At 60.8% G+C, this 19,768-nt stretch carries 20 protein-coding genes; 5 read left to right on the top strand and 15 right to left on the bottom strand.

All coding sequences use genetic code 11. The features are described from left to right. Positions 1-33: 33 nt before the first annotated feature. The 5 genes from ftsL2 to bshC form a co-directional block, all read right to left on the bottom strand. On the bottom strand, positions 34-420 hold the full coding sequence (gene ftsL2, locus KVT38_RS23310) for a cell division protein FtsL (RefSeq protein ID WP_217596145.1): 387 nt from the start codon (positions 418-420) through the stop codon (positions 34-36). Between the two features lie 86 nt (positions 421-506). Then, the gene (rsmH, locus tag KVT38_RS23305) at positions 507-1,481 is read right to left on the bottom strand and encodes a 16S rRNA (cytosine(1402)-N(4))-methyltransferase RsmH (protein ID WP_217596144.1); all 975 of its coding nucleotides are present in this window, start codon (positions 1,479-1,481) and stop codon (positions 507-509) included. 105 nt (positions 1,482-1,586) lie between these two features. Beyond that, complete coding sequence (gene mraZ / locus KVT38_RS23300; protein WP_217596143.1) at positions 1,587-2,024, bottom strand: division/cell wall cluster transcriptional repressor MraZ; 438 nt, start codon at positions 2,022-2,024, stop codon at positions 1,587-1,589. A gap of 140 nt (positions 2,025-2,164) precedes the next feature. Further along, positions 2,165-3,430 carry an adenosylhomocysteinase gene (locus KVT38_RS23295; protein ID WP_217596142.1) on the bottom strand — a complete coding sequence of 422 codons (1,266 nt, stop codon included), beginning with the start codon at positions 3,428-3,430 and terminating at the stop codon, positions 2,165-2,167. Then, positions 3,427-5,106 (bottom strand): bacillithiol biosynthesis cysteine-adding enzyme BshC, encoded by a 1,680-nt coding sequence (bshC, locus tag KVT38_RS23290; protein ID WP_217596141.1) that lies wholly within the window; start codon positions 5,104-5,106, stop codon positions 3,427-3,429. Before bshC ends, KVT38_RS23295 begins: the two co-directional genes overlap by 4 nt. Positions 5,107-5,193: 87 nt before the next feature. Here bshC and KVT38_RS23285 point away from each other — a divergent pair, with 87 nt between their 5' ends. Next, positions 5,194-5,964 (top strand): TspO/MBR family protein, encoded by a 771-nt coding sequence (locus tag KVT38_RS23285; RefSeq protein ID WP_217596140.1) that lies wholly within the window; start codon positions 5,194-5,196, stop codon positions 5,962-5,964. Between the two features lie 82 nt (positions 5,965-6,046). Here KVT38_RS23285 and KVT38_RS23280 read toward each other — a convergent pair whose 3' ends face one another. The 3 genes from KVT38_RS23280 to KVT38_RS23270 form a co-directional block, all read right to left on the bottom strand. Beyond that, positions 6,047-6,442: a DUF3397 domain-containing protein gene (locus tag KVT38_RS23280; protein ID WP_217596139.1), complete on the bottom strand. Its 396-nt coding sequence runs from the start codon at positions 6,440-6,442 to the stop codon at positions 6,047-6,049. Positions 6,443-6,452: 10 nt separating this feature from the next. After that, positions 6,453-7,418 carry a ketopantoate reductase family protein gene (locus KVT38_RS23275; protein WP_217596138.1) on the bottom strand — a complete coding sequence of 322 codons (966 nt, stop codon included), beginning with the start codon at positions 7,416-7,418 and terminating at the stop codon, positions 6,453-6,455. 167 nt (positions 7,419-7,585) lie between these two features. After that, a complete protein-coding gene (locus tag KVT38_RS23270; RefSeq protein ID WP_217596137.1) occupies positions 7,586-8,236 on the bottom strand; it encodes an RsfA family transcriptional regulator in 651 nt (216 codons plus the stop codon). A gap of 307 nt (positions 8,237-8,543) precedes the next feature. Between KVT38_RS23270 and KVT38_RS23265 the strand changes: the two genes are divergently transcribed. After that, positions 8,544-8,780, top strand: coding sequence for a DUF2626 family protein (locus KVT38_RS23265; protein ID WP_217596136.1), 237 nt, complete (start codon positions 8,544-8,546; stop codon positions 8,778-8,780). A 202-nt stretch (positions 8,781-8,982) separates the two neighbouring features. Continuing rightward, a complete protein-coding gene (locus tag KVT38_RS23260; RefSeq protein WP_217596135.1) occupies positions 8,983-10,074 on the top strand; it encodes a coiled-coil domain-containing protein in 1,092 nt (363 codons plus the stop codon). On the opposite strand, the gene KVT38_RS23255 is transcribed toward KVT38_RS23260, so the two are convergent. Next, positions 10,045-11,352, bottom strand: a complete 1,308-nt coding sequence (locus KVT38_RS23255) for an extracellular solute-binding protein (protein WP_217596134.1) — start codon at positions 11,350-11,352, stop codon at positions 10,045-10,047. The two genes, KVT38_RS23260 and KVT38_RS23255, sit on opposite strands and share 30 nt — an antisense overlap. A gap of 206 nt (positions 11,353-11,558) precedes the next feature. Then, the gene (locus KVT38_RS23250) at positions 11,559-12,893 is read right to left on the bottom strand and encodes a PhoH family protein (RefSeq protein WP_217596133.1); all 1,335 of its coding nucleotides are present in this window, start codon (positions 12,891-12,893) and stop codon (positions 11,559-11,561) included. A gap of 163 nt (positions 12,894-13,056) precedes the next feature. Between KVT38_RS23250 and KVT38_RS23245 the strand changes: the two genes are divergently transcribed. Then, on the top strand, positions 13,057-13,665 hold the full coding sequence (locus tag KVT38_RS23245) for a YhcN/YlaJ family sporulation lipoprotein (RefSeq protein WP_254639475.1): 609 nt from the start codon (positions 13,057-13,059) through the stop codon (positions 13,663-13,665). 319 nt (positions 13,666-13,984) lie between these two features. Here the strand turns inward: KVT38_RS23245 and KVT38_RS23240 are convergent, their stop codons facing one another. From KVT38_RS23240 to KVT38_RS23220, 5 genes are all read right to left on the bottom strand, one after another. Continuing rightward, positions 13,985-15,067: an LCP family protein gene (locus KVT38_RS23240; RefSeq protein ID WP_217596132.1), complete on the bottom strand. Its 1,083-nt coding sequence runs from the start codon at positions 15,065-15,067 to the stop codon at positions 13,985-13,987. Between the two features lie 81 nt (positions 15,068-15,148). After that, entirely contained in the window at positions 15,149-15,454 is a 306-nt protein-coding gene (locus KVT38_RS23235; RefSeq protein ID WP_217596131.1) for a YlaH-like family protein, read from the bottom strand. Between the two features lie 35 nt (positions 15,455-15,489). After that, positions 15,490-17,331, bottom strand: coding sequence for a translational GTPase TypA (gene typA, locus KVT38_RS23230; protein ID WP_217596130.1), 1,842 nt, complete (start codon positions 17,329-17,331; stop codon positions 15,490-15,492). A gap of 198 nt (positions 17,332-17,529) precedes the next feature. Continuing rightward, positions 17,530-18,024: a hypothetical protein gene (locus tag KVT38_RS23225; RefSeq protein WP_217596129.1), complete on the bottom strand. Its 495-nt coding sequence runs from the start codon at positions 18,022-18,024 to the stop codon at positions 17,530-17,532. Positions 18,025-18,153: 129 nt separating this feature from the next. Continuing rightward, complete coding sequence (locus KVT38_RS23220; RefSeq protein ID WP_217596128.1) at positions 18,154-18,828, bottom strand: YjbE family putative metal transport protein; 675 nt, start codon at positions 18,826-18,828, stop codon at positions 18,154-18,156. Positions 18,829-18,961: 133 nt separating this feature from the next. Between KVT38_RS23220 and KVT38_RS23215 the strand changes: the two genes are divergently transcribed. After that, on the top strand, positions 18,962-19,684 hold the full coding sequence (locus KVT38_RS23215) for a TerC family protein (protein ID WP_217596127.1): 723 nt from the start codon (positions 18,962-18,964) through the stop codon (positions 19,682-19,684). Positions 19,685-19,768: the final 84 nt, after the last annotated feature.

Here is a 19,768-nt window from a genome sequence, read left to right as displayed (position 1 = left end):
TTCAATCCCGGGCGATCGCCCGCATGCTTTTTTCTAGTCTCCTTTAGTTGACAGCGTGATCGGTTGTTGGCCGCTAGGCTGGACAAAACCGAGCTTGGTCGCAAGATCGTTGATTCTGGCCGGATCCCGCAGCTTATCGACCTCGCGCTGCAGCTCCTTCGATTGATCGGCGCTCGTCTCGTACTCGTTCGTCATCTTCTGAATGTCCCGGTTCATCTCGTACAGCCCCGCGTTTCGGTACAGAATAAGCCCTGCAACGCCGACAAAAACGAACACGGTGAGCAAATACAGCAGCTTCTCCCCGACGGGAATGCTCTTGCGGCGAACCTGGGACGCCGTTTGCGGCGCCGCGGTGCGCTGCTGCTTTTTTTGCTCCGGCTGACGTTCCTCGCGAACCGCCAAATTGCCATAATATCGCATGTATCTCGCTCCCCCCGGGCTTCAATATGTTCAGCTTGTCTATTTGAAATTGCGGCAAACCGCCCGTCATGGACAAGGCGCGGGCGTTAGCCGCGCTCGTCCGGTGCGTTCGGGTCCAGCTTCTCGGCGATTCTAAGCTTGGCCGAGCGGGCCCTGTTGTTCAGTTCGAGCTCGGCGTCCGAAGGCACGATCGCCTTGCGCGGCGTGAGCTTCAGCCTGCCTTCGCCCCACACCGTCACCGGGAACCCCGGCGGACTGATGTTAGCCGGCACTTCCTTGACGAACGTCTCTTTGCAAATGCGGACCACGAGCGAATGAAACGTAATGACGGCAATGCGTCCGCCCGGGGCGGCGCAGTCGATCGCCTGCTCGAGCGCGTCGCGGAACGCCTCCAGCTCGTCGTTCACCGCGATCCGAATCGCCTGAAAGGCGCGCTTGGCCGGATGGCCTCCCGTGCGTCTCGCGGCGGCCGGAATCGCCGTCTTGACGAGCTCGGCGAGCTGCGCGGTCGTCTCGATGGGCGTCTTGGCCCTCGCTTCCACCAAATGCCGGGCGATCTTACGGGCGAACTTCTCTTCGCCGTAATCGCGCAAAATGCGCGACAGCTCCCGCTCGTCCCACTCGTTCACGACCTCTCGGGCCGTGAGCGGCTGCCCGCGGTCCATACGCATGTCGAGCTCCGCGTCATGATTGTAGCTGAAGCCTCTGTCGGCTTCGTCCAACTGCGGACTCGAGACGCCCAGGTCGAACAGGATGCCGTCGATTTGCGGCACGCCGTCCTTCTCCGGTACGCCCGCTTGCCGCAGCGCGTCCGCGAGATGCCGGAAGTTGCTTTTCACCAGCGTCACGATGTCGCCGTACGGCGCCAGTCGCTCCCGCGCATGCGCGAGCGCGGTGTCGTCCTGATCCAGACCGATGAGCCTGCCCCCCGGGGCGAGACGCGAAGCGATCAATTCGCTGTGTCCCGCGCCTCCCAGAGTGCAATCGACGTAGATGCCGTCTTCGCGGATATTCAGACCTTCTACCGCTTCTTCTTTAAGCACGGTGATGTGGTGGAACAAAGTATGGCCTCCCGGCAACCCTCGCGGTCATGCTGTCGGTTGCTTCTGTCTATGTAGTGGTGATGTGTAAACGAACTTCAAGGCTACGCGACGACGTCCATGCGCTTAGAAATGAAAATCGAAATCGACCAGCTTCTCCGCGATCTCGTTGAACGATTCCTCGGAGGCATGACTGTAGGCTTCCCAAGTCGCCTTGTCCCAAATCTCCACTCTCGTGGATACGCCGATAATCGTGCATTCCTTGTCCAGCTTGGCATAGTCTCGCAGGTGGCTCGGCAGGTTAACCCTTCCCTGCTTGTCCCACTCGCCCTCGGAAGCGCCTGAGAACAGCAGCCGGGAAAAAGCTCTCGCGTTGGCCGCCATCGACGGCAGCGCGCGAAGCCGCTGCTCCAGCTGCGCCCACTCTTCGCGGGGGTAAACGAACAAGCAATTGTCGAGCCCGCGGGTGACGATAAAGTCGGCGCCCAGCGCGTCGCGAAATTTAGCGGGAATAATGATTCGGCCTTTGTCGTCGATCGAATGCTGATATTCCCCTAAAAACATGACCGCTGCGCACCCCCTCCATATTCCACCACTTGGCCCCACTTTAAACCACTTATGATGACTATTCGCGCAAAAAAAAAGAAATCCTGCTTCGAAAGCAGGATTTCCTCAAAATATTTTAGGTTATTAAAAAATCGTCATTATTCGTGCCCGGCCCAGCTGTCCAGGTACGATTTTTGATCTTCGCTCAACGTGTCGATCGAGATGCCCAGCGACGTAAGCTTCGCTCTCGCCACCTGCTCGTCCAGCGCATACGGCACCTTGACGACCTGCTTGCCGATCGACTCGTAATTCTCGTTGACGTAGCGCAAGGAGAGCGCCTGCAGCGCAAACGTCATGTCCATGATCTCCGCGGGGTGGCCGTCTCCGGCTGCCAGATTCACGAGACGCCCTTCGGCGAGCACGTAAATCTTGCGGCCGTCCTTCAGCGTGTATTCCTCGATGTTGCGGCGAACGGTTCGCTTCGAAGTCGACATCGCCTCGAGCTCGACGAGGTTCACTTCGACGTCGAAGTGGCCCGCGTTGGACAGGATCGCGCCGTCCTTCATCTGCGCGATGTGCGCGCCGCTTATGACGTCCTTGTTGCCCGTGACGGTGACGAAGAACTCGCCTACCTTGGCCGCCTCTTCCATCGACAGCACCGTGAAGCCGTCCATGTAGGCCTCGACCGCCTTGATGGCGTCGACTTCGGTGACGACGACGTTGGCGCCGAGCCCCTTCGCGCGGAGCGCTACGCCCTTGCCGCACCAGCCGTAGCCGTTCACGACAACCGTCTTGCCCGCGACGACGAGGTTGGTCGTCCGGTTGATGCCGTCCCACACCGATTGGCCGGTGCCGTAGCGGTTGTCGAACAAATATTTGCAAAACGCGTCGTTGACGGCGATCATCGGGAACTGCAGCGAGCCGTCCTTTTCCATCGCCTTGAGGCGCAGGATGCCGGTCGTCGTCTCTTCGGCGCCGCCCCGGATGCCGGGCAGCAGATCGCGGCGCGTCGTGTGGAGCATCGTGACGAGGTCGCCGCCGTCGTCGATGAGGAGATCCGGCTTCGTCTCGAGCGTCCGCTCGAGCAGGCTGTGATACTCCTCCGGCGACGGATTGTACTTCGCGAATACGGCGATGCCGTCTTCGGCGAGCGCGGCGCATACGTCGTCCTGCGTGGAGAGCGGGTTGGACCCGGTGATGGCCACCTCTGCGCCGCCCGCCTGGACGACCTTCGCCAGATAGGCCGTCTTCGCTTCGAGGTGGAGCGAGATGGCGACCTTCAGACCTTTGAACGGGAGCTCCTTGGCGAATTGCTCGCGGATCCGGTTCAGTACGGGCATATGGGCGGAGGCCCAATCGATTTTGAGCTTGCCCTCGGGGGCGAGCGACGGATCGCGGATGATGCTGGACAGCGTCGATTTCATGAACAACAAACCTCCTGATGTCGGCCGCCGGGCTCGGCCTGCTGTTGGGCCATCAAGCGATGGCCGCCGGTAACGTCGAACGGGATGCAGCGGAGGGCGGACAGCCAGCCCATGCCGTAGCGGTTAATAAAATGAACGATGCCGTAGACGCGCTCCTGCGGCTGCTCGAGCGGGCGGAGCGAATGCAGCATCCGGTCCCACTGGCGCAGCGAGGATTCGTGACGCCCCGCCAGCGCGCCGGCCGTACGCTGCTCGAGGTAGGCGATCTGCTCGAGGATGAGCGCAAGGTTGCTCTCGCCCAGCTTGACGAGTCCCTTGTCCACCTGGGATACCATCTCGAGCACGGGCGCGTACAGCTCGCCGAACCGGTCTTTGACCTCGGCGAACCGGCCGCCGATGTCCCACTTGTCCTGCGCGGCGAGCCAATCGCGCTTCAGCCGCTCGCCGTCCGCGGCGATCTGCTCCGCGGTGACGCCGTACTTGGCCAGCAGCTTCTCCACCTGCGGCTCGAGATAGGTGAACGACTGCCTGGGCACGATGACCGGCATCTCCAGACCGAACGCCGCGAACGCCGGCCCGAGCGACGCCCAGTAGGCGATCTCGGAAGGGCCCAGCACGGTGGCAAGCACGGGGAACAGGTAATCCTGCATGAGCGGCCGCGAGAGCGCGTTGTTGCTCAGCTGCTCCGGACGCTCGGCGGCCATCCGCAGCAGCTCGTTCCTGTCGTATGCGAGTCCGCCCTTGCGGTCCTCGAAACGGTCGCCCTGCCGGAACAGCAGCAGACGGCCCTGCTCCGCGTGCACGAACAGGTTGGCGCCGTCCGGCGCCGACTCCGCCTGGATCGGGTATCCGAGCCGCTTGACGCCCTCTTCGCCTTCGGCAAGCGCTGCGCTCAGACGCTCGCTGCCCGCGACGAGCTCTCCGAACAGGCCGCCTTCGAGACGGCGGATCGCAGGATCGTCCGCGTCCATGAGGACGAGGCCGTCTTCCGCGAACCACTCGGAGAGCAGGCGGGCGAACGCGAGCGTCAGCGTAGGCGCGTCGCTCGCGTGCATTCTGATTTGCCGCAGCAAATTCGGTTTAAATTCGGTATCGGGGAGCGTGAGCGCAAGCTCGGTGAGCGCGACCTCCCAATCGACCGCGGAAAGCGGCGTTCTGCTCACGGCATGGCGGGGCCCTTCCGGCCGACCCAGCTTGACCTTGCGCGGCTCGCCCTCGCCCGGAGAAACGTATAGATGGTTGGCTTCTTCAAAATCGTGGTCCTCGCCGGCGATCCAGAATACCGGCACCACCGTCCGCTCCAGGCTGCGCGAAGCGTGCTTCGCGGCCTGGATGACGGTCAGCGCCTTATAGGCGATCAGGAGCGGACCGCCGAACAGGCCGGCCTGCTGGCCGCCGACGACCGCCAGCGCGTCTTCGCCGGCGAGCGCCTCGATGTGCCGCAAGGCGAGCGGGCCAGGGCTCAGGCGGCGCTGGTAATCCAGCAACGCCTCGCCGAGCCGCCTTCTGTCGACGCGGCCGCCCGCGCCTTGATCGAGCCGCGCGGCACGCCGGCTCCAAGCTTCTATATCTTTGCAGTGGGCGCTTCCGAACAGCGCGGCGACTTGAGCGTCGCCGCGCCGGTATGCTTCGGAGAGAGACTGCGCCGTCCCGTCATTAAAGGGAGTCGTATTCATCCCGGACATCCTCCCGTCCGAATGGTGTCATTCCTCGATTGTACATGAAGCGGCCGGATATCGTCAAAGAAAGAAGGAGGAAAAAAGATGTCCTTGCCTTGGCGTATCATGAACGCAGCCGGCTGGCTCGGCGTCGTCACGGTCAATGCGGCCGCCGCCACGGGCGGCCTGCTCGGCAAATCGTCGGGCGAAATCTCCGATCAAGTGCCGACGCTCGTCACGCCCGCCGGCTATGCCTTTTCGATCTGGAGCGTCATCTATTTGCTTGCGCTCGGCTATGTCGTCGCCGGCTTTTTGCCGAGCCGCCGCGAAGACGAGGCGATGAAGGCGACGGCACCCTGGTTTTTCGCGAGCTGCCTATTCAACGTCGGCTGGCTGTTCGTCTGGCACTCGGAGCGCTATGCGGCGTCCGCGTTCGTCATCGCCGGCCTGCTGCTCACGTTGATCGGCGCATACCTCTCGTCAAGACCCGCTGCGCAAGCCGCGAACGACCGCGTCGGTTTTTTCCTGATCGCGCTCCCCTTCTCCGTCTATCTCGGTTGGGTGACGGTCGCGACGATCGTCAATATCTCGGTCGCGCTGCAGGCCGGCGGTTGGGACGGCTGGGGCGTACCCGACCGGACCTGGGCGGTCGCGCTGTTCGTCGTCGCCGCCCTGATCGCGGCTGTCGCCGCCTTCAAAGACAAAGACCCTTGGTTCCCGCTGACGATCGCCTGGGCGCTCATCGCGATCGGCGTCAAGCAACAGTCCGCGTCGCAGCTCGTCGCCGTCGCCGCCTGGACGGCCGCCGGTGTCGCCATCGCGGCCGCCCTGCTCAAGCTGCGCGGCATCGCGGGCCTGAGGCCGCACAAAACGTGACGGCTTCGCCGTATGGCATCCACCAACGGGACCCGCCCCCTCGCTTCTGCGGAGACGGCGGGTTTTCTTCATGCGCGCCGCCTTACTCCCACTCCCCGCCGGCGAGGAACCGTACGATCTCGACGATCATGAGCAGCACGTAAAGCGCCGCCAGCCCGAAAAAAGACAGCCGCCAGATCGCACGAAAAAGCTTGAGACCGTCCACTTTGCCGCGAAGCCGGTACTGCGCATTGCCGATCAGGCCCGCGCCGAGCAGCATAAAAAGCAAAATGAGATAAAAGCCCATTTGCATGCCGAATGTCCGGTTGAGCAAGTAGCTCACGACGCCGATCAGAAAAACCGTCGTCAGATCCATCGCAAGTCCCAACGCGCGTTTTTTGTTGCCCGTCTGCATCGACGAGATGCCGTACACGGCAGCGAACGGAACGAAGGAGCCGATGGCCAATACGGCGTATGCGGCTACGATCGCATTCCACATGAAGGCTCACTCACCCTTCTTTGTCGTCGCCGCCGAGCGCCGCTATGAGCGAGGCGAGCGATTCGTTATAAGGAGCGGCCACGCCAAGCCGCGCGGCCATTCGCGCGACGGCGCCGTTGATCGCCCGGATCTCCGTGGACCTGCCGGCCAGCACGTCCTGCAGCATCGACGAGCGGTTGGCGGCCGTCCGTTCGCACAGGTCGAGCAGATCCATCCACATGCGATCGTCCCTGGCCAGTCCGCCGGCTTCGAGCACCGACAGCGTCTCGTCGAACAGCGCGCGCATGAGCGTCCTGCGCTCCGGCGTCCGGACCAATGCGCCGTTCGGAACGCGAAGCAGCGCCGTCAGCGGATTAATTACCGCGTTGTTCAGCAGTTTCCGCAGCATTCTCTCCGCCATATCATTCGACAGCGATGCGGAAAATCCTGCCTGGTTCAACAGCGCCGCCACGCGCGCCGCTTCGCGCTCCTCCCCGGCCGCCAAAGCGTCGTCGCCGCTCTCGAATAACGGGGCGCGGCCGAGCCGAATGTCGCCCCGTCCGGTATGCCGCACGGTCGTCGCATCGATCCGCAGCGACGCCTCCGTCGTTACCGCCGCATAGATGCGCCTGTCGGGCAAACGCCGCGTCAGCAGATCGGTGTGGCCGATGCCGTTGCAAAAGGCGGTTAAAGACGTCCCCGGAGGCGTCGACTCGGCAAGCCTATCCAGGAAATCTGGCGTCAGCGCCGTCTGCTTGACGGCGAGCAACGTATCGCAGGGCCGCGCAGCCCTCGGGTCGCCCAGCGATACGGCGTCCACCCGGACGCGCATCTGCGCTTCCCCCAGCCCCGACTGTACCGTGACGCCGTCCGCCGCCAGCGCGTCCGCTTGCGCGCGGGTTCTCGTCCTAACGCATACGCGCGTACCCGACGCCGCCAGCCTGCCCGCTAGCAGCAAGCCGATCGCCCCGCCGCCGATAATCTGAATGCTCGCCACCGTCCCGCCTCCTTTATTGCGCCGCCGTTTTCCCGTTCGACTCGTCCAATAAATACCATACCGCGTCTCGTCCGCCCGCACAACGGCTGCTTGCGCTGTTAAACGCGAAAAGCCGCCCCCCGGCGCGCGTGCGCGGGGGACGGCTTTTGAGAGTTTAACGCCAAAGACTACTCGATTCGCTCCAGATTGCCGTTGGCATCCATCTTGAATCTCGCTTTTTCTTCCTCCGATTCCTCGGACAAAATCGCGAGCCTGCGCGCCCGATCCATAATTCGGATCAGCGCCTTGTAATCGTCGTTGACGACCTGATAATCCGTCTGGGCGGCGTCGGCTTGCTTCGAGAGACGGTCGTTGATCTCCTGGAGCGCGCGAAGCTGCTCATCCTTTTCTCTCAATTCCTTCTCGAGCTGCTTCACCTGCTTGCCGAGCTCCTGGACGGAGCCCTTCCATTGCTTCAGGTAACGGATGACCGCTTCCAGGCTGAGCGCGTCGGTGCCGACCAGCTCGCCTTTGCCCGCGCCCTCTCCATCATCGGAAGCCGGAGCCCGTTCGTCGGACGGCAACGCGATAGCACCCTGCTTTTTGAGATAATTGCGCTTTTGCCGCTGCTGCTTCGAGATGCTGATCGCATCGTCGTAGCGCTTGCGAACGCAGCTGTTCCAACGGAAGCCGCAAGCAGCGGCCGTTCTGGCGATCCGCTGTCCGACCTCCTCGAACGCGGCGAGCTGCGTGCTCCCCTCCCGTATGTGGCGAAGCGTGACCTCCGCCAAAATTAGATCGTCATCCGCGCTCCATGCATCTTGTCTAATAGCCGCCATGCGGTCTATTCCCTCCTCGATCGCTCGCATAACTTGCTTTCTTTTTTTATCTGTATGCCCGTGATAGAAATCATAGAATCTATCGGATACTTCTAGGTATATCCATTTTTGCACGCTGTATACCTACCTTCCGCGAGCGCCGATAAACTTGAAGAAGACGACGCGAATAGCGGCGCTCCCAAAAGGCATACTAGGCTTGGACGAAAAGTTTGCCATTTCGTCACGAATCACCGTTTACACCGCCCCCGAACCGTGGGTATAATATGCTGTAGAAAAATGGTTAGCGAAACGCTGAAGGGGGATTACCATGGCACGCATGTTCCGGATGCTCGGATTCTGGACGCTCGCGATCGCGCTCATGTCGTTTGCTGGCGATATGTATGAAATGGCGCTTCTGTTCTTTATCCAGACGGCCGCCTTCTTCTTGCTCGGTTACCTGAAGTTCACGGAGCGCACATACGTCTTCATGTTCTGGGGCTATATGATCATCGCGTTCCTCGGCTTTACCTACTGGTCCGTATTCGAGATGGGCTTGCCTGTATAACCGAAGGCACGCCTGAAGGCCGGAGCTAACCGCTCCGGCCTTCTTATTTTTTCGTTAACGAATAGATGCGTAGACGCGCACGATCTCTTCAGCCCCTCTCTCGCGAAGGGGCTCTTTCGTCTATAATGAGGTAGAAACGCATAAGCTTGACTGCATAAGCTTGACCGTTGCCTCACCCCGGCCAGAGAGAAAGGAGGGCCCGATGCGGAGATTAGCGTTGTTGGCCGTTGCCGTCGTCGTTCTCATGCTGCTGTTGCCCGGCAATAACGTGCCGATGCCGCCGCCGGCATTCGCGGAGCCGCTCTCCGATACGACCAAGCAGCTGCTCGAGAAAGGGCTCAGCGTCGTCGAGATCGACAGAGAGATCGAGCGAATCTCGGGTCTTAGGGAAGAGACCGAACGAACGATCGCGCAAAACGAAACGAAGCTCGCGGAGCGCCAGATCGCGATCGCGGCGCAGCGCGAAAAAGCGGGACGCGTGCTGCGTGCCTACTATATGGGTCAGAAGGAAGCGATGCTGGGGATGCTCGTCAACTTCAAATCGTTCGCCGGACTGCTCAGAAGCTGGGATTTGATGGATACGATTTTCGAAGCCGACCGGCGCACGCTGGCCGACTTCAACCGCGAATTCGAAGAGATTCGCAAGGGTCAAGACAAGCTGAAGAAAGACAAGGACGAGCTGACCCGCGTGGCCGCCGACCTTGCGAGCCAGCGCGAGCGGGTGGCCGCGCTGCAGACGGAGATTCAAAACGCGATCGACGGCAGCGAAGATCCCGCGCTTGCGCGCAAGCAGATGGAGGAAATGCAGTCGTACTGGCAGAGCGCCGGCCTGTACGAAGTGCGGCGCCACTTCAGCGCGCTGGCGAAGGCGATGAATAAGCTGCCCGACTGGATTCAAGACCACCCGGAAGCTTTAAAAACGAAAGGCTTGTCGACGACGCTGACATTGACCGACGCGCAATTGAACGACTTTTTGCGCGCGCAAAGCGACCTTTTGAAGGACTTCACCATTGCATTCAAGCCAAACCTTCTATCCCTGCAAGGAAAAAGCGGCGCGATGGAAGTCGCGGTTACCGGCACCTATTCGGTAGAAAACGACCCTAAAAACGCCATTATGTTCCATATGAATACGCTCGTCTTTAACGGCCTGACGCTGCCCGACACGACCCGCGACGATCTGGTGCGCGACTTCGACCTCGGCTTCTATCCGCAGCAGGTGATGGCTTATTTAAAAGCAGACAGTGTGTCCCTCGAGGACGGCAAGCTAATCGTGAAGCTGAAGATCGGCAAGTAGCCCGCTCCATCTGGCAGGCCAGTCGGAGAGAGAGAGCCTGCCCTGCCGCCAATCCGTCCAATAAAGGCCGAATTTTTTCATCAGCAGCGGCCATTCGGGTCCGACCTCGGGTGCCCAGTTCGGAAATTGCTGCGCGCCCCTGTTCGTCAGATTCGGCATCCCTTGCCGATCGGCATATGCGGAACGGTATACGGGCAAATACCCTGTCTCGTCATAGTTGTCGAGCTGCAGCTTCGCCTCGGTCATTGCCGCGATCCACGTTTTGGCCGCGCTCTCGTTCTGCGTGCCGGCGCCGATGACGAACGAGGCGCCGCCGTCGAACGCGTAGGCCTTGTCCCAGCCGCTGCGGTCGACGGACAATCCGGCTGCCGCCGCGGATCCCAGGCCCGCGATGCCGGCTTCCGCGATCGATAGCCGCGTGACGGCGGCGACGTATTGCCCGGCCGCCATCGCTTGCCAGAACGCGGCGCTGCCGTCGGGCGCCCGCAGGCTGACGGTGCCGCGCAGCGCATCAAGCGGCGCCGCCCCCAGTCCCGTCCCCCAGGCGCCCTGCGAATCTCCGAGCAGCAGATCCGGCCTTAGTCCGGTCGCCGCCCCCAGCCAAGTGAGGAGCGCCGCCGGATCGCGCTCGTCGATGGCAAGCCATGGCCGGCTTCCTTCGCCGGCCATCTCCGATCCGAGCGCCGTCCAATCTTCGGGCCCTAGCGGCAGCGTCAAGGCGCTGCCGTCCTGGCGCGGAGCCGCGGACAGGCGGGCGCGATTCCATACGACGACATAAGGATCCAGATGATGCGGAACGCCCCATATGTAGCCGTTCCATTTGAGCGGCGCGGCGATCGCTTCGAACTGCTCGGACAACGCATCGCCCTCGAACGCCGCGTCCGCCGGCATCAGCATGCCGGAAACGGCCATTCGCTTCACCCATAAACTCGGAACCAGCGCGACGTCCGCGCCCGCCGCCCGCTCGTGCCAGTCGTCGGGCAGATTCGTCGCATCGGCCTCGTCGTCCCGCTCCAGATGGACGCGGATGTCCGGATGGCTGCGCTCGAAAACTTGCGACTGCCGTTCGAGCAGTCGGAACGTCGCCTCGTCCTGCATAATCTTAACGGTCAGGTCCGCATGCTGCTCGGCGAATACGGGCTCCTCCTCAACCGCTTCCCGGTCTTTGGGCGCGGCGTCCGGCTCAAGCTCCGGCTCGGGCGCCGAAGCCCAGGGCGAAGTGAGCAGAACCGCCAACATGAGCAGCATGAGCACGACGACATACTTCCGGCGTGTCACGGTTAAGCACCTTCCTCCGCCCGCTGCCGCGGGCGACATTCGTTTGTTCCATGATAGCAGGATTGGGACGGCTTGTCGCCTTTATCTTGCAAACGCTTTAGCTGCGTTGATATCCCGTTACGTATAGTCGGCTATGCGCAGTCATGCGACGGGCCGGACGCATTTGCGCGTCCGGCCCGTCTTTGGCGTCAAAAAGTTGATTTCCGTCAAAGCTTCTCGGCCGCCAACTGGGCAAGCTTGGAGCGCTCCCCTTTTTCCAGCGTGACATGCCCGCTAATGCCCTCCGCCTTGAAGCTCTCCACCAAATACGTAAGCCCGTTGCTCTGCGCGTCCAGATACGGATGATCGATCTGCTCCGGATCTCCCAGCAGCACGATTTTGCTATGCTCGCCGACGCGGGATACGATTGTTTTGACCTCGTGCTTGCTCAGGTTCTGGGCTTCGTCAATGATGATGAGCTGCCCCGGTATCGAACGCCCGCGAATGTACGTGAGCGCCTCGACTTGAATGCTGCCGAGACCCATCAGAATTTTGTCCAGGTCTCCCGATTTTTTCGTATCGAACAAAAACTCCAGATTGTCGTAGATCGGCTGCATCCACGGCCGCAGCTTCTCTTCCTTCTCACCGGGCAAATAGCCGATATCCTTCCCCATCGGCACGACCGGGCGGGCGATCAGCAGCTTTTTGTACTTGTGCTCGTCCTCGACCTTCATGAGCCCCGCAGCCAGCGTAATGAGCGTCTTGCCCGTGCCCGCCCTCCCCGTCAGCGTGACGAGCGGAATATCGTCGTTCAGCAGCAGCTCGAGCGCCATGCGCTGCTGCGCGTTGCGGGCGGTAATGCCCCATACGGGCTCGTTGGACAGATGCAGCGGCTCGAGCCTTGCCCCGTCCTGGCTCACCTTCAGCAGCGCCGACTTCGACGTGCCGAGCTCGTCGCGAAGAATGACGAATTCGTTCGGGTGGAGCTTTTGCTTGAGTCCCAGCTGATTGATGCTTAAAAACCGGTACGTATAAAATTCATCGATCTGCGCCGGATGGACATGCAGTGTAACCTGGCCCGTGTAATGGTCGGTGCCTTCGGCGATCCGGTCCGACAGATAATCCTCGGCCGTGACGCCCAGCACGTCTGCCTTGACGCGAACGAGCACGTCCTTGCTCACGAGGATGACGGGGCGCGCCGACTCGGGCTGCTCCTGCTCCTCCAGGTGATAGTTCAGCGCGACCGCCAGGATGCGGTTGTCGTTGGTCATTTCCCCGAACTGCTCCTGCACCCGCACGAAGCGGCGATGGTTCATTTCCACTTTCAGCACGCCGCCGTTTTCAAGAGCAACCCCGTTGTGCAAATGCCCGATCTCCCGCATGCGGTCGAGCTCCCTGGACACGAACCGGGCGTTGCGCCCGATCTCGTCGGCCAGCCTCTTCTTGGAGTCGATCTCCTCAAGCACGACCGAAGGAATGACGACCTCGTTCGCGCCGAAGGCAAACAAAGCGAGCGGATCATGGAGCAGCACGTTCGTATCGAGCACGTAAATTTTTTTCACGGCGGTTCCTCCCGGTTGAGACGGATTGTGTCGGATTTACATACCGGCGCATGGGACAGGGAATCATAGTGCCAGGTGGTGGAGCTTGCTTGAAGCCTGATCAGAGACTTCGGACATCCCCCCTTATAAGAATGAATACCCAACGAGGATGGTGATCTCCCGCATGTACGTTCGCAAGCCGGTCAAAGCCGGATTGATGCTGCTGCTGGCTTCGGTTCTACTGTCGGCCGCCGCCGGATGCGGCAATCGGAACGCCGCCCCCGCCCCGCAAGACGAAGGCCGCCTGCAAGTCCGCAGTGTGCCCGGAGACGATGTGTCCGCCGGCGACGGCAACGTCGCGGTCCGGCCGAACGCCAAAGCTGTCGCCAGCCATCTCGAGCAGCTGGCCGAAGGCGTCCAGGGCGTTCGCCACGCCAATTGCGTCATTTTCGGCAAGTATGCCGTCGTCGGCATCGACGTCGATCCGAAGATGGAGCGCTCCAGAGTCGGGACGACCAAATACTCCGTCGCCGAGGCGTTCCGCAAAGATCCGTACGGCATCGACGCCCTCGTGACCGCCGATATGGATATGGCGCAGCGAATCCGCGAGATTCGGGCCGACGCGAAGCGCGGCCGGCCGATCGCAGGCTTCGCCGAGGAGATGGCGGACATCGTCGGCCGGCTCGTACCCCAAGTGCCGCGCAGCATCGTTCCCCCCGCTCAGCCGGACGGCAACGGACCGGACGCGCGATCGCGAGCGAATACGTCCGCAAATACGCAAAGAACCCAGTGAAGTCACTGGGTTCTTGTCCATATTGCATATAAGCTCCGCACCGCGGCGTGCAGACGGCGAAGACGGCAGAAGCGAAGGCGATCCGAAGCCGTAGGAAAGGCTCGGGACAAGCATGCCGAGACGAACGGACGGCAGTCCCGCGCCAACGTCGAATCCGATCCTTCTACAGCCTCTGCCTGCCATCCGCAACACTCCCTTGGCACCGTGGTTAAACGTCATAGGCACTTTGCAATGGGGTACGCTTGCTCTCAGTATAGCATAGGCCTCCCTGGGAGGCCAAGCGATGCCCGCCCGGTTCGCGCGGTTTAGGCGGCTTCGGCTATTGCTTTTCTGCGTTCGTCGCAGCCGGCGTCGCAGCGCGGCCTTCGGGCGACATCTCTTCGGCAAGCGCAGCCTTCGCTTCCGCCACCGAACTTTGGTCCAGGTACACATAAGGGCTTTTCCAGACGCCCGTGAGCGGGATGAAGCGGATGTCCTCGCGCTTGATATCATAATATGTTTTTAACATGTTCGTGATTTGCGCTTTTGGAATGTCCGTCACGAGATTTTTACCGGCAACGTCGATGACGCCGCCCAGCTTGGTCAAGCCGCCGAACGACTTCATCTTGTCGACGACGGCGCCGAGCACCTGGCTCTGGCGCTCGTTGCGTTCGAAGTCGCTCGACGCCGCGGTGCCCCGATTCGATTTGCGGTACCGCACGAAGCCGAGCGCGTCCTCGCCATTCAGCTTCTGTTCTCCCGCCTTCAGGTCGATATTGGTCCCGTCCGCATTGTCGACATATCGCATGTCCTTGTCGACGTTAACGGTGACGCCGCCGAGTTTGTCGACGATGTCGACGAAGCCTTTGAACTTCAGCACGGACGCGTACTTGATGTCGATGTCGAAAAACTTGCCGAGCATTTGCTTCATCTCGTCGCGTGCGTAGGCGTCAGCCTCATCGCCTTTGGCGTCGCTTTTTTTATGAAATCTAGCATAAAAAGCGTTGATTTTTTGCGTCGAATAACCGTCCAGCTGCAGGTCCGAATCCCGCGGAATCGTCACGACCGTCGCCGTGTTCGACTTCGGATTGAAGGCGGCCACCATGACGACGTCCGTGTTCATGCCGCCGATCTTGGGCCGGTAGTCCATGCCGAGCAGCAATAACGCCAGCGGCTTGTTCTGCGCCTTCTCCTCGGACGGCACCGTCTGCGTCGAAGCACCAGACGACGCGTCGTCGAGCGCGCCGCCAAGCTCCCTCCACAGAGAATATGCATATGCGCCAAGCCCTAGAATGACGAGCAGTACGAGCGTAAAAACAATACGAGGCCATTTCTTTTTTTTCTTTTTCGGAGGATTCGTCCTGACAGTTGCGTTCGCGGCGCCGGAACTGCGGCGCGGCGGCAGCGGCGTGTTGGAACTCATCGCTTCACCTCTTCCGTGAATTAAAAAGGCGAATCCCGGAGAGCACGGGCTCTCCCGGGGTTCGCCGGAGCACATTCGATTCTAGGATTCCGTCCGCTTGACGGCCGCTTCGGCGCCGCCCCGCTTGGCCCGCCATTTGTCGTACATCTGGCGGCCGCGAAGCATCAGCATCATGACGACGGCGACCGACATGCACTGAATGATCGGCAGCTTGTCGAGCTGGAGCAGGAGGAGCACGAGGCACCCGATCGCCATGATGATATGCACGATGATCTCCTTCAGGATCGGCAGCTTGCCCATCCTGAAGACGGCGTTAAAGATATAGATCGTAAAAGCCAAGATCAGCAGGTACGATACGACGGGGTGGTCATGAAACCACGTTTGCACTGGCGCCCCTCCTCGTTGCTAAGCGTTCGTCCGGATCAGACGCCGGATTCGGCCATCATCTTGCGCTGCTTGTCGTAGCGGTCCCGCTCGCTCTTGTTCAGCAGCTTCTTGCGCAGGCGGATCGACTTCGGCGTGATCTCGCACAGCTCGTCGTCGTTCAAGTACTCGAGCGCTTCTTCCATCGACATCAGGCGAGGCGTCTTCAGCTTGACCGTCTCTTCCTTGTTCGCCGTGCGGATATTGTTGAGCGCCTTTTCCTTACAAATGTTGACGATGATGTCGTTGTCGCGGGTATGCTCGCCGACGATCATGCCTTCGTAAATATCCGTGCCCGGCTCGACGAACATAATGCCGCGGTCTTCGACGCCCATCATGCCATATACCGTCGACGATCCGGATTCGCTGGCGACGAGCACGCCTTGGTGACGTCCGCCAACCTGGCCGCCGACGACCGGGCCGTAGCTGTCGAACGCGTGATTCATGACGCCGTAACCGCGCGTCATCGTCAGGAAGTTGGTCCGGTAGCCGATCAGGCCGCGGGCCGGGATCAGAAACTCCAAGCGAACCTGGCCGTTGCCGTTGTTGATCATGTTGACCATCTCGGCCTTGCGCGTGCCGAGGCTCTCCATGACGTTGCCCATGCTCTCCTCAGGCACATCGATCAGCAGCCGCTCGATCGGCTCGCTTTTGACGCCGTCGATCTCGCGGATGATAACTTCAGGCTTCGACACCTGCAGCTCGTAACCTTCGCGGCGCATATTCTCGATCAGAATGCCGAGATGCAGCTCGCCGCGGCCGCTGACGACGAAGGCGTCGGGGCTGTCGGTCTCGTCGACGCGCAGCGCCACGTCTGTCTCAAGCTCCTTGAACAGGCGCTCGCGCAGCTTGCGCGAGGTGACATGCTTGCCTTCGCGGCCCGCGAACGGGCTGTTGTTGACGAGGAACCGCATTTGCAGCGTCGGCTCGTCGATCTTGAGCACCGGCAGCGCCTCGGGGTTCGCCGGGTCGGCGACCGTCTCGCCGATGTTGACGTCCTTGATACCGGCGATCGCGATGATATCGCCGGCTGCCGCTTCTTCCATCTCGACGCGCTTCAGGCCTTGGAAGCCGAACAGCTTTTCGATGCGCGCCTGGCGGATCTTGCCTTCGCGGTCGAGGACGGCGACAGGTTGTCCCTGGCGGATCTTGCCGCGGTTGACGCGGCCGATCGGAATGCGGCCCAGGTACTCGTTGTAGTCGAGCAGCGTCACGAGGAACTGCAGCGGCGCGTCCTGATCTTCGGTCGGATGCGGGATCTTCTCGATGATCGTCTCGTACAGCGGCTCCATTGTCGTGCCGAGCGTGCCGGCGTCGAGACTTGCGATGCCGTTCAGGCCGGAAGCGTAGACAACCGGGAATTCGAGCTGCTCGTCATTCGCCTCGAGCTCGATGAATAGCTCGAGCACTTCGTCGATGACTTCGGCCGGGCGGGCTGCCGGACGGTCGATCTTGTTGACGACGACGATCGGAGTCAGGCCCGCCTCAAGCGCCTTGCGAAGCACGAACTTCGTCTGCGGCATACAGCCTTCGAACGCGTCGACGACGAGCAGAACGCCGTCGACCATCTTCATGATCCGTTCGACTTCGCCGCCGAAGTCGGCGTGTCCGGGCGTATCCACGATGTTGATCAAGTGATCCTTATAATGCACGGCGGTGTTCTTCGCCAGGATCGTAATGCCGCGTTCCCGCTCGAGATCGTTGGAATCCATCGCTCTCTCCTGGACTTGCTCATTCTCGCGAAACGTGCCGGATTGGCGCAGAAGCTGGTCGACGAGCGTCGTTTTCCCGTGGTCGACGTGCGCGATAATGGCGATATTGCGGATTTGTTCTTGTTGCATGGTTCCACTCCTTGTAATTTTTATATCTGTATTCATTACGATCGGCAAGCCCGCTTAGACTGACGCGAACCGGCCGCCCCTAATTTACCGTGTCCAACACAAAACGCCGACGCGAGGCCGACGTTGTCTACATCCCTTCAATTATACGCTAAGCGGGCCCAATTGCCAACCCTCTCTTCTCGACCTCCGGCGAAAGCGTCAACGGCGGCGCCTTCGCGGCTTGCGCCTGCTCAGAACGAGCCAGACCCCGAATCCGATCAAGGCGGCGGCGAGCAGGTAAATGGCCCACGTCCACAGCAGCATGATGGCGAACAACAGGAGCGAAAGGGCGCCGATGCCCATCGCCGCATTCCATACCGTGCGGTTCTTGCCGACGCCGAATACGGCGTATTCGTACAAGCCGATCGCGATCGACAGCAAAAAGAGCGGCCATAGATACCGCATCGATCCCCAGCCGAACCAATTGCCGATCATGAGCAGGAGCGACGAACCGGTCAGAATGCCGGCGGGCACCAGCGTGACGGCCGGCACGATGCCGCCGAAAAAAAGCACGTGCAGCAATATGCCGACAATTAATATCAGGATCGGCCAAAATATCGCTCCGATAAATGAAAAGACGCCCAGCTTGCCGAGCAAAATGATCAATCCCGCAGCCAAAATCCAAATTCCGACCGCGGCGGATTGCTTGTTCAACGCGTCTCCCCCACTTCGCTTGTCTGATGCGAACGAACGAAATTCGTTTCTTTTATCTAACAGTTTAATGGAAGTCGGGGTAAAAAACTAGTTCGACACCTTTAAAAAAGTTGAAAAGCCACAATGCTGTCACGAATGGACGCGGCCTCTGCGCTTCATCCATAGCGCCGCGGACAGAAGCGCGGCCACCGCCGCGAAGGGCAGCGCCCGCAATCCGTTCTCGCTGAGTGGCGCAAAAAGCGGTTCGAGTCCCTTGTCCTTCAGCGCCATTTCGCAGGCTGCATAGGCCAGCAGCGCGCCGCCCGCATACAAAAGAAAAGGATACCGGTCAAGCAGATGCATAATAAACGAGCTACCCCAAATAATGATAGGTATGCTCATGGCGATGCCGATCAAAAGCAGCGCCGTATCCCCGCCGGCGACGGCGGCGACGGCGAGCACGTTGTCCAAGCTCATGACGAAGTCGGCAACCACGATCGTCCATACGGCGCCCGCGAGCGTGATCGCGCCCGCGCCGGCGCTTATCTCTTCCTTATGGTCCGTCAGCAGCTTGTAGGCAATCACGAATAACAGAACGGCGCCGGCCGTCTGCAAATAAGGGATGTCGAGCAGCAAAGCGGCAAGCACGGTGAGCGCGCACCGAAGCAGCACGGCTGCGGCCGCCCCCCACCATACGGCGCGCCGCCGCTGTGCGGGCGGCAGCCTTCGTCCGGCCATGGCGATTACGACGGCGTTGTCGCCGCTGAGCAGCAGATTAATGAGCACGATTTGCGCGAACACGACCATTTGACCCCACAAATCCATGGAGCGCACCCCCTCCCCCTGTTATATGTACAGGCCCGTGTTAATATGAAAGGAGTCGGCGCGGCATTTTTTTGAATCCTTCTCGTCCGCTCGCCGTATAACCGTTTATCAATTCAACGCTGGAGGGTCGGAAATGGATTTTTTGAACGCCGAATTTTTTACCGCTTTGATCACGATCGTCCTGATCGACCTGATGCTCGCGGGAGACAACGCGATCGTGATCGGCCTGGCTGCGCGGAATTTGCCCAAGGCGAGCCAGAAAAAGGCGATTTTGTGGGGAACGGCCGGCGCCGTCATCATCCGGGTGATCGCGACGCTGCTGATCGTATATTTGCTTAAAATACCGTTTCTGCTCGCCGTCGGCGGCGTCGTGCTCATCTGGATTGCCTACAAGCTGCTCGTCCAGGAAGAATCGCACGAGCATGTCGAAGCCGGCAACAGTCTATGGAGCGCCATCCGCACGATCGTCATCGCCGACGCCGCGATGGGCCTCGACAACGTTATCGCCGTCGCGGGCGCCGCTTCCGGCGGCGAGTCAGCGGATCACAGTACGCTGCTGGTCATCCTCGGGTTGCTCATCAGCATCCCGATCGTCGTATGGGGCAGTACGCTTTTCGTCAATTTGATCAAACGATTCCCGTGGATCATCTATATCGGCTCTGCGGTTCTGGCGTATACCGCGGCTAAGATGATCACCCACGAGAAGAAGTTCGAGCAGCTGTTCGACAACGACCCGACGAACTGGTCGTTCATCATCGTCATCGTTATCGCGGTGCTGGCGCTCGGCATCTGGAGCAACGCCGCCAAAAACCGCAAAAACGCAGCCCGCAAGCTGAAGTCTCCGAATACGCCTTAACGTTATCGAATTGATGAGCCGAACCCGCCCGGGCCCGGCTCTTTTTTTTAGAATAAAAAATAAGCCTATGCGGGGCGACAACAG

It is taken from the genome of Cohnella sp. GbtcB17, from assembly GCF_019091135.1.
Classification (GTDB): Bacteria; Bacillota; Bacilli; order Paenibacillales; family Paenibacillaceae; genus Cohnella.
Note: the sequence above shows the minus strand (reverse complement) of the source record. Positions and strands in the feature narration are given on the sequence as shown.

Bases quoted from the DNA above. Each gene is read 5' to 3' on its own strand.
- ftsL2 (WP_217596145.1), bottom strand. From the start codon at position 420: ATGCGATATTATGGCAATTTGGCGGTTCGCGAGGAACGTCAGCCGGAG.
- mraZ (WP_217596143.1), bottom strand. From the start codon at position 2,024: ATGTTTTTAGGGGAATATCAGCATTCGATCGACGACAAAGGCCGAATC.
- KVT38_RS23295 (WP_217596142.1), bottom strand. From the start codon at position 3,430: ATGAAATCGACGCTGTCCAGCATCATCCGCGATCCGTCGCTCGCCCCC.
- bshC (WP_217596141.1), bottom strand. From the start codon at position 5,106: ATGAATACGACTCCCTTTAATGACGGGACGGCGCAGTCTCTCTCCGAA.
- KVT38_RS23285 (WP_217596140.1), top strand. From the start codon at position 5,194: ATGTCCTTGCCTTGGCGTATCATGAACGCAGCCGGCTGGCTCGGCGTC.
- KVT38_RS23280 (WP_217596139.1), bottom strand. From the start codon at position 6,442: ATGTGGAATGCGATCGTAGCCGCATACGCCGTATTGGCCATCGGCTCC.
- KVT38_RS23270 (WP_217596137.1), bottom strand. From the start codon at position 8,236: ATGGCGGCTATTAGACAAGATGCATGGAGCGCGGATGACGATCTAATT.
- KVT38_RS23265 (WP_217596136.1), top strand. From the start codon at position 8,544: ATGGCACGCATGTTCCGGATGCTCGGATTCTGGACGCTCGCGATCGCG.
- KVT38_RS23260 (WP_217596135.1), top strand. From the start codon at position 8,983: ATGCGGAGATTAGCGTTGTTGGCCGTTGCCGTCGTCGTTCTCATGCTG.
- KVT38_RS23245 (WP_254639475.1), top strand. From the start codon at position 13,057: ATGTACGTTCGCAAGCCGGTCAAAGCCGGATTGATGCTGCTGCTGGCT.
- KVT38_RS23240 (WP_217596132.1), bottom strand. From the start codon at position 15,067: ATGAGTTCCAACACGCCGCTGCCGCCGCGCCGCAGTTCCGGCGCCGCG.
- typA (WP_217596130.1), bottom strand. From the start codon at position 17,331: ATGCAACAAGAACAAATCCGCAATATCGCCATTATCGCGCACGTCGAC.
- KVT38_RS23220 (WP_217596128.1), bottom strand. From the start codon at position 18,828: ATGGATTTGTGGGGTCAAATGGTCGTGTTCGCGCAAATCGTGCTCATT.
- KVT38_RS23215 (WP_217596127.1), top strand. From the start codon at position 18,962: ATGGATTTTTTGAACGCCGAATTTTTTACCGCTTTGATCACGATCGTC.